Here is a 13,398-nt window from a genome sequence, read left to right as displayed (position 1 = left end):
GCTGAGAGGAGTACTAAAAACTGTAAAGTCCATTGTTATTATTGGTAGATAGAAAAAGAAAACAGAATCAGATTAGATATGAAAAGAATTCTTTTAGCCATTGTTAGTGCGTTTCTTATGTCAGCACCAATGGCTTTTGCGCAGACAACAAACGTCGAACAGACTAAGGATTTAGATGCTAAGTATGCCACGAATATGCTCAAGCCGGGCACACGTGCGCCTGAGTTTAACTTGAAGACATACGATGCTAAGGACATAAAGTTGAGCCAGTATCGTGGTAGCTACGTGGTATTGGATTTCTGGGCAAGCTGGTGTCCAGACTGTCGACGTGATATTCCGGCAATGAAGGCGCTTTACGAGCAGTTCCGTGACTATGGAGTGCAGTTTATTGGTATCTCTTTTGACACCGATCGTGAGGTTTGGGCGCAGACTTACTGGGGTAAGTATCAGATGCACTGGACACAGGTGAGCGAGCTGAAGAAGTTTAGGAAGAACACAGTTATCGACAAGTTGTATAAGATAGATTGGATTCCTTCAATGTATCTCATCGACCCAGAGGGTAAAATAGTTATGGGTACGGTGGAGATAAGTAAGCTGAAAGCGAAGTTAGAGTCCCTTTCTCTGACTCCACAGGTTAGTAAGACTGAAGTGCTCCCAACCTTTGAAGGTGGTCAGGAAGCTATTAATAACTATTTTGCACAGAGTCAGCGGCGTAGCATTCAGTCGCTCCGTTCAAAGGTGCATGCCGAGATGACTGTCGTCTTCAACGTTGAGATGGATGGCACAGTCACTGGTGCTCGCGTCGTAGAGGTGAAGAACGTGAAGGGAACAAGCAAGCATTTCATGAAGATGGAGGCTGAGAAACAGAAGCGAGTATTGGACAACTGCGTTGAATACTACAAAGAACAGGCTGTTCGTCTTACTAACAATATGCCTAAGTGGAACCCTGCTATGCAGAATGGTAGGCCTGTTAAGAGCAAGACAACAGTTAATATTGTCTTCCAGTCATAGGCTAATTAGATTGTAAGCAAATCTTAAATATGATACAGAAGGCTGTCCTAATGAGGGCAGCCTTCTACCTTTTTATACCTTGAACATTGGATCTCTCGATTTTTTTTCATGAGAAGAAATATTTTTTTTCATGAAGAAAAATATTTCTTCTCACGTAAATAAATATTTTTCTTCATGAAAATAATTTCGAAAGCGCAGTGAAGTAGTGGGGTAGTCGTTTGTAGGAGAGTAAGAAAAGATGGTTTTTTACCACAGTAGAAGACGAGGAGAAAGGCTCATAATGAGGGCGACGTCCTATCTAAGTCGACGCTTATTGAAAGGCTGAAGTCGTGTTGGTAGATAGAGAAAAGACGGGTCAGAAAGGTTTTTGTTGAGCAATGTTTGGAAACAAGAATATTAATGCTTACTTTTGTGAAAGATATATGAAGGGTAGGTTACGGCCGATAGTCGCACGGGTTCACTGCGTCTTACTCTTCGATATTGTTGGTAAGATAGATTGATAACGTCTGACTTTTTAATCTTAGGAAGAATGAATAAATTATTATGGTTATGTGGAATAATTGCCTTCGCAGTCGTCAGTTGTACAGAAGGTAATCGAGGTAGTATCAAGGAAAAGGATACACTCAGCACGTATGACTCCGTTCTTATTGGACGTGATCCCGGCTTTAGTAGACATCTTACGGAGGATTATTGGATGTTATATAAGAATGGAACTGTAACGAAATGTACGCGATCTGTATTTGCATCTGACGATGGTAAAGACACTGTCAGAACTGTTCGTTTTAGTGACGCCAATGGTCGTCGAGTGAAATATCTTATTGACGATATATACGTCAAGGGTACTGCAAAGGACATTGTGGCTGTAGTAGATAACAACCATTGCAGTGATATGGGTGGACTCTACATCTATTTCTATTATCCGGGAAAGAGTGTTCAATATCAATATGACTGGGGACAGACCGGAGTAAAATACTCCTCCGAGTTCAAGAAACTCATGAAACTGTTAAAGGTGTATGATGTTGAATAGGGAGAAGGATGTATAAAAGCAGCGAGAAGAGCGTTTGTACTGCCTCTCTGTTGTGTTTATAGATGAGTTATCCGACTTCTCATTTGGCATGGTCATTCTACTTTATTATTTCTGTCTTTCGTTGCTCCCTAAACAGCTTGAAATGTTCATGGAAATTGAGGACTCTGCCAATGCGCTGAGTCTGTATTCGATATGATTTCTTTTTATCTAAAACAAAAGTTGCTGTCACTGCTGTCATTCAAAGTCATCATCTAACTGTTTAGTTTACAGTAGGCTTACATGAAATGTTAAATGTGACAGCAAACAAAAATAAAACTTATTCTTGTATACTTTGAATAAGTATCTATTATTAGAGAGCCTTTATCATTACATGGCTCTGGAGAACCTTGTATATCTATTAAAAAACTTTTTTAAGGGGTGAATAAGTTGTATGCAATAATCTTTCAAAACCTCTTTATGGTCAATAGATTAGGTTAATTTGGATGAAAATAATGGGAGGTAGTGAAAGTTTCTTTGATTTATTTGTAACTATCCAATAAAAAATGTACTTTTGTGTTCAGTAAGTTAAAACTCTAAAAGGAGGATGAAGAGAGCCTAAAATTATGTAGTGTAACGAACTTTTAGATCGCTTTTTTAAATATAAAGACAATCTTAATCATTAACTATTAACGATAAAGTAATTATGAGAACTCTGCTATTATGTGTTATTGCGTTGTGCTCTCAGGTGATGAGTATGACTGCTCAGGTGACAGGAAGAATAGAGTATCCTCACCGTGCCGACTATGAAGATCAGGTCGTGTTGCCTGTGGATGACAAGGGACTGGTCATTCAGTCGTTTGCTAAGGACAGCAAAGAGGGTAAGCGTTACTTCAAGACAGAATTTTATTCAACCGCAATGAAGCTGATAAGTACCGATTCAATATTGATTGATAAGGGTATGTATTTCTATTCAGATGTGGTTGAGAGTGGTGTGCTTTATACTGTTCTGCGCCAGAAGGATGGTTCGTTTATGATCGTTGCTTTCAATCCTGCAACACATAAAATAACCACAACGGATGGTGAATATACCCGTAAAGGGTCGATGAGAAATCTTGTTATTGCGAATGGATCAGTCGTTTTCAGTTCAACACAGAAGAAATTAGACCGCATTGGTATCATTGATTTGAAGACGGGTAACTGTCGATTTACTGATATTCACTTCCCAAAAGTGAAGGATAAGAATATCTTTGTGCTTGAAAATACCGTGATAGACAATACTATCTATGCGTTGGTAGGAGTAGAGACCGATGTCTATCTGCTTCGTTTAGATATGCAGGGTAATCAGTTAGGAGCAAACAATCTCACTGCTGATATTGCTGAACGAATCATCTCGGCATCAGTCTCAAAGGCTGGAAATAGGTTCTTTGTCACAGGAACTTACTCTAAGTCGAAGAAAGGTGGGGCTGAAGGTATCTTCTTCTCAGAGCTGAAAGACGATAAGTTTAATAATATTAAGTTCTATAACTTCTTAAAGTTGAAGAACTTTACGGAGTATATGAGCGACCGTAAGCAAGCAAAGATTGAACGCAGAAAGGAAAAGGCAGAGAAGGCTGGTAAGGAGTATTCGCTGAAGTATCTGATGGCTTCTCATCGTATTATGACGGATGGTAAGGATTACTTCTATCTTGGTGAGGCTTACTATCCAGTTTATCGTACAACCTGGGTTGGTAATACAATGATTACAACCTTCGCTGGTTATAACTATACACACGCTGTTCTTGCAAAGTTTGATGTTGCAGGTAATCTGCTTTGGGACGAATGCTTCCCTATGGAACCACGCCTCATGCCGATGTATGTGAAGCATTTTGTTTCTGCAAGTATGCAGGGTAACAATGTGAATCTTCTCTTTACTGATAAGAACAGACTGGTATCAAAGCTCTTTAGAAATGCGGATGGAAATGTGATTCAAGACCGTACGTCGGAGATTATAGAAACGGATAACGAAGACGAAGATGTTAAGAAGATGCGTTACTCTAATTCTCAGCACTGGTATGGAGATAACTTCCTCGTCTATGGAACGCAGGTGGTGAAGAATTCTAAGACTGGTGAACGCCGTAAAGTGTTTGCTGTTACAAAGTATACAATAAAGTAATCGAGTTATGAAGATGATGAGAAATATTGATAAATTCCGTCTCTTTCAATGGCTTTTACTGCTTGGTTGTCTGCTTTGTGTTCCGCATAGCGCACAGGCACAGGCGTGGGACGGAGAAGGAGATATTAAGGTTTATGCAGGTTATGCCAATATTGGAGGACGGTCTGGTATAGAGTTAGGCAGTGATTATGCGCTTAGCGACTTCGTTTCAGTAGGTGGACAGCTAACTTATGTCAATGTGAAGGACTATGACGAGGGACGTGATAGAGGCTTTATGGGGTATGACTTCAGTCTGACGGGTAACTATCATTGGGCTGAAGTACTGAAACTACCATCCGTACTGGATATTTATAGTGGTGCTTCCGTCGGCTTACGAACAGTTGGTTTGCAGGCAGGTGTGCGCTATAACTTCAGTGAGACGTTCGGACTTTATGGGCAGGTACGGCAGAATCTCTTCAAGACTTTTGGCGATGATGTGGAACATGGACGCATCTATCAAGGCAAAACAGCTCTCTCTGTAGGTCTGACTGTTACGTTTTAAAGTATTTTATCCACTATTGTTTTGTGATGATTTAAATGTCAGAGTAGTGAAGTTCGTGTGTAAATAAACAATAAAGGCTATCGGAAACTCCGATAGCCTTTATTGGATGATAATAGTCTTTTTATTGATACTGACGGTGTCTGGCAATAATGTCTTTCGCTGGAATGCTAACAATATTACCGTTTTCATCACAATTGATGACAGGTTCATTTTTGGCAGCTTTCTCTTTTAACAAGATTCGTTCTGACTCAATAAACCCTTCTTCAATCGTTTTTAAATAGGCTTCTATTTCTTTATTTGACATAACTTCTTATCTTTCTAAATTTTACTTCATTACTAATTCTGGTTCTTATACTATTTCCTCCAAAAGCAATACGCTCTTTAGGCTGTATGCTATTATCATATATTGACCATATATCAACCTTATTCATAAACAAGTTAAATAGGTTTGATATTCCCAATACATATCTTCTGTATATTGTGTCTTTAGGAATGTTGTGTCCGCCATTTCTTACTCTTTCTGTTACACGTATGCTTGCAAGCTCTGGTGATGGTAGCCAAAAGAATAAGAGATTGACTATGAATCCTCTTTGATGTGCCTTCTCTATGAGTTTAATATAAGATCGAGTGGCAAGTGTTGTTTCAATAGAAAATGACTCATCTTTGCTTAAGAGGTAATCTATTCGTTGAAGCATCAACCTTCCTGCTTCAATGGCTGCACCTTCAGGGTTGAGTGGTGACAATCCTTTTGCTATTTCATCAGCATTGACAAACTCCTTTACCAAAAGAGTTTTTGGTAATATTGTCATAGAAGCTGTTGTCTTTCCAGCCCCATTACATCCTGCTATGATATATAAATGTTTTACCATTCGATGCAAAGATAATCTTTTCTTATGAATAATACAAGTCGGTAGCCTTTTTATTAATAGGTCATTTCTTTTTTGTTCTTCTCTTATTTGTGCCTAAAATTGATAGTGTTTGTAATAAGTTCTTGGTATGTTTGAAGGCTATATTTACTCGATAAGAAAGAAAAATAAAGGCAATAGCCACCAAAGATAGTAGGTAGCTATTGCCTATATATTGTGTGTATGAAAAGTTTTTGTGCTATTGTCTAATACGTAAGCAACAATTAAGTAATCCTTCTAACTTGCAGGAGGATTTAGAAACTGAGCACCATTGCTTGTCGTTGTGTCAAAGGTATGTTCTTTGTGAGGTCTACAGTAGCACCTGTAAGGACATCGGTTGCAGTTGTATGTGAGCCTATCACTTCGGCATAGCGGGTTACATCGACTTGGTTGTCAGCTTTCTTACCATTGAGGATGGTGAGGACTGTTTTCCCATTATATTGTCGGGCGAGTACGTAAACACCATGGTGAGGGATGAATTGTGTTTGTGTTCCTTTGTTGATAACATCGTTGTTCTGTCGCCAATGGAGTAGGCGACTGGTCCAATCAAACATAGCATTCTCGGCTTTGGTACGGCCTTCATGTGTGAACTTGTTGACCTTATCGCCTGGGAAACCACCTGGGAAATCTTGTCGTACATTGCCATCTGTTTCCGTTTTCGTACCGTTCATCAGAATCTCCGTACCATAATAGAGCTGTGGAATACGCTTCATTGTCAGCAAGAGAGCGTACGCCTGCTTTAAAGCTGTTGAGTCCTTGCCGTTGCCAAGGTAGCGGTCAGTATCGTGATTCTCAATGAATGCCATCACAGAAGATGGCTCAGTATAGAGGTAATCATAGCAGAGAGAGTTGTAAATGCGGTTCCATCCCTTCCACCAATCATCTGTTTCCTCGTTCTTTGCCTGCGAAAGACGATCGAAGAAGGCGAAGTCCATCACCGTTTTTAGATTGCTGTTAATGTCAGAGAGTTTGCTGTCTTTCTGCCAAGCTGCCGTATAAGCTGGTTCTGTTACCCATGTTTCGCCAACGGTGTTGAAGTTAGGATATTCCTTGTTGAGAACTTTCATCCAATCAGCCATGGCTTGTCGGTCTGCGTAAGGATAAGTATCCATACGGATTCCATCGATACCTACGGTCTCAATCCACCAAATAGAGTTCTGAATCAGATACTTAATAACGTGCGGATTACGCTGGTTGAGGTCAGGCATAGAGGGTACAAACCATCCGTCGACAGTTTCTGCCATATCTACTTTGCTGGCGTATGGGTCGAGAACAGGAGTGAGTTTATAACTTGTCTGAAGCCCATAGTTAGGACTGTTAAACCAATCCTTTGATGGATAGTCTTTGATTGTCTTGCCGTTTTCATCAATGCGTGTATGCTTAGCCCATGGGTGATAGTCTCCACAATGGTTGAAGATCATATCCATGACTACCTTTAGTCCCTTCTTATGACATTCGTTTACGAGCGCTTTATACTCCTCATTCGTACCGAAGCGAGGGTCAACACGATAGTAGTCGGTTGTAGCGTAGCCATGGTAAGTACTGTTTTTACCATTATCGGCAGGGCGATCATTCTCCAATACAGGGGTGAGCCAGAGGGCAGTAACACCAAGGTCGGTGAAATAATCGAGGTGTTGGCGGAGTCCTTCAAGGTCGCCTCCGTGTCGAAGACTTGGCTCATTGCGGTTGCAGAGCTGGTCTTCCATCCCTTTGATTACATCGTTCTTTGGGTTACCATTAGCGAAACGATCGGGCATCATCATATACAGAACATCCGATATATCGAAGCCTTTACGATTAGCACCAGCCATCTCTCGTGCCTTTAATTGGTACTTCCTAATAGTCTTCTTACCATTCTTATTAGAGAAGGTGAGGTTTATCTCACCCGGTTTCGCACCTTTTAAGTTGAGATAAACAAGGAGATAATTAGGTGAGTCGAGGCGTACGAGCGAGTCAATCTTTACATTAGGATAGTCTGTTGTAACGTCTGCAAACTTAATGTCCTTGCCATACACCATCAGCTGCAGCGTCGGGTCCTGCATATCAGCAAACCAGTTGGTAGGGTCAATGCGGGTTACGTCGGGTGAAGCTGTGCGGTTGTTGGCTTTCTTAGGAGCTGCCGTACTATTCTGAGCGGTCATAGAGGTTGATAAAAGAAGTAAGAATAAAAGCGTTTTCCAAATCTTTTGAAAGTGTGAAAGAGTAGGATAGTTCGTCATTTGTTAGAGGTTTATAATAGGTGATTTGTTCTGCTGTTGGATTGAGCTTATTGGCCTTATTAGTCTAATAGATCCAATAAGGCCAATATTCCTAACAGCTATTAATAATCTGCTGAATGGTCAGCGCTCCTCCTTTCGTGGGAGGAGTGGGAGAGAGGTCAGCTTCTTAGTTGTGGAGGATAAGGGCAGACTGGCCATCAACCATTACCTCGCCACCTTCCATCTGACCTAAGCCAGCCTCATTCACCTCGCCATTAGCGCACACAATAGTGTACTGTCCCTTAGGGATATTGACGGTGCGAAGCTCCTTGTTAGCATTGAGGATGACGTATATATCCTTCCATTTATCCCCACCAGCATGGTCTTTTAGACGGAAGGCAACCAAGCAGTCCTGTACAGGGAGGAACTCAAGATACTTGCGAACGAGGTCGGCTTTGCCCAATCGGAAGGCTGGATGTGCTTTGCGAAGACTGATGAGTCCACTGTAATAGTTGAACACCTGTGGATAAGTCTTGAGGTTATTCCAATCGAGATGATTGATACTATCGGGTGAATTATACGAGTTATGCACCCCTTTCTTATCACGTAGCATCTCCTCACCAGAGAGCATAAATGGTACACCCTGCGATGTGAAGATAGCCGTTTGGGCAAGTTCATTCAGACGAATCAGCTCATTCTCGTCATATTCAGCCTCTGGAATAGACGCTTTCAGGCGGTCGACAAGACACATGTCGTCGTGGCAGCTAACATAAGAAATCATCTGAGTTGGCTCAAGGGCGTATGGTTTCTTAGAATAGTTTACCTTCGAGTAGTCTACCTGTGGGTGCTCAATCATACCAGCGATACCCGCCTTCAAGCTCTCTTCTAAGCCTGTGACACCACCAAGGAAACCGGGCTTGTGGTCGTCTGAGAAGGGTCCACGCAAGGCATCACGGATGTCATCAGAGAAGGCTGCAATACCCGGCATCTGTGGAATAGCTGCCTTCATTGCCAACTTCTCATGTGGGTAAGCACACGTACCAGCGCTCCATCCCTCTCCATAGACAAATATCTCTGGGTCGATAGCATTGAGTTCACGACGTATATCATTCATCGTCTCAATGTCATGCACACCCATAAGGTCAATGCGGAAGCCATCGATATGATACTCATTCACCCAATACTTCATTGATTCCAACATATACTCACGCATCAAAGGGCGCTCACTTGCCGTCTCATTGCCGCATCCCGTGCCATCAGAAGGAGTACCATCAGCTTTGTATCGATAGTAGGCTTTAGGATAGGTACGCTCGAAGTTGCTGTTCGCAAGGTCGAAGGTATGATTATAAACAACGTCGAGGATCACCCTGATACCCGCCTTGTGCAATGCTTGTACCATCTGTTTAAACTCCAATATGCGGCGTGTCGGCAGGTTAGCATCGTATGAGTAGATACCTTCTGGTACGTTATAGTTCAATGGGTCATACCCCCAATTATACTGTGGGACGTCAGGCTTGGACTCATCTATCGAAGCAAAGTCGAACGAAGGGAGGATATGTACAGCGTTGATACCCAACGTCTTCAAATAGTCAATAGCCTTTTTCTCAGTTAGAGCAAGGTATTTACCCTTGTGCATCAAGCCCGATGAGGGGTCAATAGAGAAATCACGGTGATGCAACTCATAGATGATAAGGTCTGCCGGACTCTTAGTTGGTACACGACGGTCGGTCTCCCAGCCTGTTGGGTTCGTCTCCTTCATATCGACAACGGCACCACGTCCACCATTACAGCCTACGGCCTTGGCAAAGACACCAGGTGTTTCGCCATGTCCGATATCAAAGGTATAGAACTTACCTTTGAGGTCTCCCTTCACAGTAGTAGTCCATGTGTTATCGCCACTCTGTGTAAGTTTAATCTTCTTGTAGGCTTTTCCACCTCTTCCTGACTCATAAAGGCGAAGCGTTGGTTTGTTGGGAGCGTTAAGGCGGAAGGTCGTTTCGTTAGGAGAATACGTCATCTCGTTAAAGCGTTGTTGTGCAGCAACGCTCTGTGAGAGTATAAAAGCGGCCACAGAAGCCGCTATGTTATATTTGAGTTTCATTGGGTGTTGGGTGTTTAATGATGGGTGATGATGGATCGTTATAAGGACTTATAACGACTATCATCACCTATTCTTTTTAGCGAGCAGCCTGATAGATTAGGTCTGTTATCTGCTCATTGAATGTCTTGTTCTTCATCAAGTCTTCAATACTAACGTGCATACGATAACGCCAGTAATGCTTTGGATTAGACGGGACATTGATGCGCTCGGCATTAGGGTCAGCCAGACGCAATTCCTCATCAATGCTCATCCAGTCTTGAATACCGAGGATGCAGAGTAGACTTGGGGATGTCAGGTGACGGCTAACGATATCTCTTGCCAACCAACCTGGTAATGGGTGAGGAGCAGGACCACCACGATGTAGCATGCTGTTGAAGTAGTTTTGCGTACGTTCCCAGTCTTCATCCCACCACTGACGTAGGGTAGCCATGTCGTGAGTAGAGATGGTGCTAACGCTGCGGTAAGGGTTCTCACTGAGATAGCCAAAGCGCACCTTCGGGTTCTTAGGCATACTTTGAATCTCAAGACTGAGGATACGAAGCTCGTTCATCACCCATGCCACGCAATCAGGAACCATTCCTAAGTCTTCTGCACAGACAAGCATACGAGTTGCATTGACCAACTTAGGTAGTTTCTTCATTGCCTCTTGATACCAGAACTGGTTGTTACGACGATAGTAGTAGTCGTTGTAGAGCTTATTAAAGATAGCCTTATCACTATCGTAGAGTGTTTCGTAAATGAAATCGAACTGTACGCTGATGCGTGGATGGAAGCGGTTTGGATCCTTGTGATCACGAACGAAGAGAACGTCACTAATCAAAGCGTAGAGTCCATCACGCAACCAGATATCTACATCAGAGGTCTTACCAGCAAATGCTTTCTCCACCTTTCGCTGCGTATCAAAGGCTGGACGCATCTTGTATCTGTCGCCCCATACGTGTTCAACATACTTTTGTTTCACCTCCTCTGCATGCTCACGGAAAACACGGTCGAGCACCCAGTCTGTTATAAATGGTTCTGTGAACAGTTCCTCCTGCCAGTGTAGACCGTAGCCTTCCACCTCTTCACGGCTCATACCGAGTGCTGGAGAGAACTGACCAAGTAGGCCATGTACCGAATGGATAGGTATCTCCCAAATGCGGAAGAAGCCGAGGACGTGGTCGATGCGGTAAGCATCAAAGTATTTCGCCATATTCTGGAAGCGTCTTACCCACCATTGACAACCGTCTTTAATCATCTCATCCCAGTTGTAAGTAGGGAACCCCCAGTTCTGGCCATTTACTGAGAAATCATCAGGTGGAGCACCAGCTTGACCGTTAAGGTTGAAGTAGCGTGGTTCTGTCCATACGTCACAGCCATAGCGATTGACGCCAATAGGGATGTCACCCTTAAGGATAATCTTGTGAGCCTGTGCGTATTCGTGTACTGCTTTAAGCTGACTACTCAGCACGAACTGTACGTAATAGAAGAAAGCCACCTCTTTATATGCTTTGTCCTTAGGGTTAGACAGCGCCTTACGGTCGGCCTCGTCCCATTGTTTATGGTCTGGCCAGTGAGAGAAATCGGCTGTGCCAAACTTGTCTCTCATGTATGAATACTGTGCGTAAGGTACGAGCCAGCTCTCTGTCTCAGCAAAGAAAGTCTTGAAAGCACTACTTTCGAGCACCTTTTCTCCTTCCTGTTCAAAGAGCAGACGGAGGTATTCTGTCTTCGCATCGTTCACTCGCTCGTAGTCAATCTGTGGTAGAGCGTTAAGCTCCTTACGCAGTTTCTCAAACTTCTCACGCTGCTCCTTATCCTTCAACTCAGGTAGTGCGGTAAGGTCAGCATACTGAGGATGGAGGGCAAAGATAGAGATACAGCTATAAGGATAGGAGTCTGTCCAAGTGTGTGTGATAGTTGTATCGTTGATAGGAAGAATTTGCAAAGCCCGCTGATGGGTCATACTCACCCAGTCAATCATCTTCTTTAAGTCGCCAAAGTCTCCAATACCGAAGCTTGTCTGCGAACGGAGAGAGAAGAGAGGGACCAATGTTCCTGCAACGCGAACGGCTGGGAGTGGGAAAGCTGCTTCTGCCAACTCATATACAAGAACGTCGCCTTCCTCCATTGTAGGCAATGTCAAGGTGCGATTGTCGCTGTATTCCCATACAATATTCTCATTATTACCATTGTTCTTAATGAGGAACTTTATCTCAATCTGGTCTCCAACGAGTTTCGAAGCATCTAAGGTATAACTCCATTCGTTGATGTTATGCTGTACCATCTTCAGTGCTTTCTTCACATTCCAAGCACCTAATGCAGGCTCAGCACCTACGAGATAGAGATCGTCGGTAGCTCCTAACTGTGGTGCACGTACCTTCAGTGTGACAGCCTTGTTATAGTTATTAAGCTTACACTTAGCCACCTTCTTACCAACAACACAATCGGTGATGGCAGAGGTGTAGAGGTAAGCGTTGTCAGGAATGTCACTCCAATGGTCGTAAACACGATAGGTCAGACTGCGTTCTGTGTCGAAGTCTAATTTATGATGGAGTACGCCCCATTCTTTCCGCAGCTCGTTATCACCACAGAGAATGCTGTAGTAATACTCGATATGCGTTCCAGGCTTAGCGTCCTTCTTCACTTCTACCTCCCAGTGGTAGCCGTCTGACGTGCGCATTCTGTACTGTGAGGCCTCAACAGCCCCGTTATGATGACCTGTAATGATGTTTAAGACAAGGTCTTGACCGTAATAGGTCTGGTAGTCTATGTGAAACTGTATGTTCATAGAGTTGGGTAGTTATTTTGCTTCAAAGATAATAATATTAATTAGAAAAAGCAACACCTACACACATGATTTATATCAATTTATATGCAATCGTTTGCATAGTGACAGATTGGTGATAATTCATGGCTAATGAACTGTCGCTCTATGAGGATGGATAAAGCTTGGTTTTCACGGTTTTCTAACAAACTTTCCCTTGTGTGTCGGTAGTCTTTATCGTTGTTGTTTAGCCCAAACATAACTCGAGTTGGATTGTGGCATCTTGGTTGAATAACGAGGAATAAACTTTGTTATAAGGACTATAATACTTGTAAACGATGGTTGGTGAACGTATAGGAAGATGTTTATTTGATGGTTATACATGATGATTTACGACAGTTATAACGTCTATTTCCTACCGAACCCATTGTCTTTTATGATTTCTTTTCATGAAGAGAAATATTTATTTACGTGAAAAGAAATATTTTTTTTCATGAAGAAAAATATTTTTTTTCATGAAAATAATTCGAAGAAGAGAGGTGGATTGGGATGAAGAATACTAATGGGTATGTTTTTCTCGTTGATTGATAAGGCGATAGAAAACTAACTGTAAACAAGTCTTACACGCTATCCTAAGTTTCTGTTTAGCGTCGGTAAGATGATAGAAAACTAAATGTAGGCAACGCTTAGACACTACTTTAGATTTCAGTTTAGGGCCGATAAGGTGAAAGAAAACCG

The 13,398-nt window shown here is 42.4% G+C and carries 9 protein-coding genes; 4 read left to right on the top strand and 5 right to left on the bottom strand.

All coding sequences use genetic code 11. The features are described from left to right. The first annotated feature begins 78 nt into the window (after window positions 1-78). From HMPREF0666_RS03585 to HMPREF0666_RS03570, 4 genes are all read left to right on the top strand, one after another. On the top strand, window positions 79-1,011 hold the full coding sequence (locus HMPREF0666_RS03585; protein WP_009010956.1) for a redoxin domain-containing protein: 933 nt from the start codon (window positions 79-81) through the stop codon (window positions 1,009-1,011). A gap of 529 nt (window positions 1,012-1,540) precedes the next feature. Continuing rightward, a complete protein-coding gene (locus tag HMPREF0666_RS03580; protein WP_009010955.1) occupies window positions 1,541-2,038 on the top strand; it encodes a hypothetical protein in 498 nt (165 codons plus the stop codon). Window positions 2,039-2,720: 682 nt separating this feature from the next. Continuing rightward, window positions 2,721-4,169 (top strand): hypothetical protein, encoded by a 1,449-nt coding sequence (locus HMPREF0666_RS03575; RefSeq protein WP_009010954.1) that lies wholly within the window; start codon window positions 2,721-2,723, stop codon window positions 4,167-4,169. Window positions 4,170-4,182: 13 nt separating this feature from the next. Continuing rightward, a complete protein-coding gene (locus HMPREF0666_RS03570; RefSeq protein ID WP_042855979.1) occupies window positions 4,183-4,710 on the top strand; it encodes a DUF6646 family protein in 528 nt (175 codons plus the stop codon). 121 nt (window positions 4,711-4,831) lie between these two features. On the opposite strand, the gene HMPREF0666_RS03565 is transcribed toward HMPREF0666_RS03570, so the two are convergent. The 5 genes from HMPREF0666_RS03565 to HMPREF0666_RS03545 all read right to left on the bottom strand — a co-directional run bounded on the left by HMPREF0666_RS03565 (window position 4,832) and on the right by HMPREF0666_RS03545 (window position 12,684). Beyond that, the gene (locus HMPREF0666_RS03565; protein WP_004358753.1) at window positions 4,832-5,014 is read right to left on the bottom strand and encodes a hypothetical protein; all 183 of its coding nucleotides are present in this window, start codon (window positions 5,012-5,014) and stop codon (window positions 4,832-4,834) included. Continuing rightward, entirely contained in the window at window positions 5,004-5,579 is a 576-nt protein-coding gene (locus HMPREF0666_RS03560; RefSeq protein WP_009010952.1) for a zeta toxin family protein, read from the bottom strand. The genes HMPREF0666_RS03565 and HMPREF0666_RS03560 overlap by 11 nt, the downstream gene beginning before the upstream one ends. A 290-nt stretch (window positions 5,580-5,869) precedes the next feature. Beyond that, a complete protein-coding gene (locus HMPREF0666_RS03555) occupies window positions 5,870-7,756 on the bottom strand; it encodes a glycoside hydrolase family 13 protein (RefSeq protein ID WP_157600233.1) in 1,887 nt (628 codons plus the stop codon). Window positions 7,757-8,000: 244 nt separating this feature from the next. Next, entirely contained in the window at window positions 8,001-9,914 is a 1,914-nt protein-coding gene (gene pulA, locus HMPREF0666_RS03550; protein WP_009010950.1) for a type I pullulanase, read from the bottom strand. 76 nt (window positions 9,915-9,990) lie between these two features. Beyond that, window positions 9,991-12,684 carry a 4-alpha-glucanotransferase gene (locus HMPREF0666_RS03545; protein ID WP_009010949.1) on the bottom strand — a complete coding sequence of 898 codons (2,694 nt, stop codon included), beginning with the start codon at window positions 12,682-12,684 and terminating at the stop codon, window positions 9,991-9,993. Window positions 12,685-13,398 lie beyond the last annotated feature (714 nt).

It is taken from the genome of Prevotella sp. C561 (assembly GCF_000224595.1).
In the GTDB taxonomy this organism is placed as follows: Bacteria; Bacteroidota; Bacteroidia; order Bacteroidales; family Bacteroidaceae; genus Prevotella; species Prevotella jejuni.
Note: the sequence above shows the minus strand (reverse complement) of the source record. Positions and strands in the feature narration are given on the sequence as shown.

Coding starts and splice junctions, on each gene's coding strand:
- HMPREF0666_RS03585 (WP_009010956.1), top strand. CDS start 79: ATGAAAAGAATTCTTTTAGCCATTGTTAGTGCGTTTCTTATGTCAGCA.
- HMPREF0666_RS03555 (WP_157600233.1), bottom strand. CDS start 7,756: ATGACCGCTCAGAATAGTACGGCAGCTCCTAAGAAAGCCAACAACCGC.
- HMPREF0666_RS03575 (WP_009010954.1), top strand. CDS start 2,721: ATGAGAACTCTGCTATTATGTGTTATTGCGTTGTGCTCTCAGGTGATG.
- HMPREF0666_RS03565 (WP_004358753.1), bottom strand. CDS start 5,014: ATGTCAAATAAAGAAATAGAAGCCTATTTAAAAACGATTGAAGAAGGG.
- HMPREF0666_RS03580 (WP_009010955.1), top strand. CDS start 1,541: ATGAATAAATTATTATGGTTATGTGGAATAATTGCCTTCGCAGTCGTC.
- pulA (WP_009010950.1), bottom strand. CDS start 9,914: ATGAAACTCAAATATAACATAGCGGCTTCTGTGGCCGCTTTTATACTC.
- HMPREF0666_RS03545 (WP_009010949.1), bottom strand. CDS start 12,684: ATGAACATACAGTTTCACATAGACTACCAGACCTATTACGGTCAAGAC.
- HMPREF0666_RS03570 (WP_042855979.1), top strand. CDS start 4,183: ATGATGAGAAATATTGATAAATTCCGTCTCTTTCAATGGCTTTTACTG.
- HMPREF0666_RS03560 (WP_009010952.1), bottom strand. CDS start 5,579: ATGGTAAAACATTTATATATCATAGCAGGATGTAATGGGGCTGGAAAG.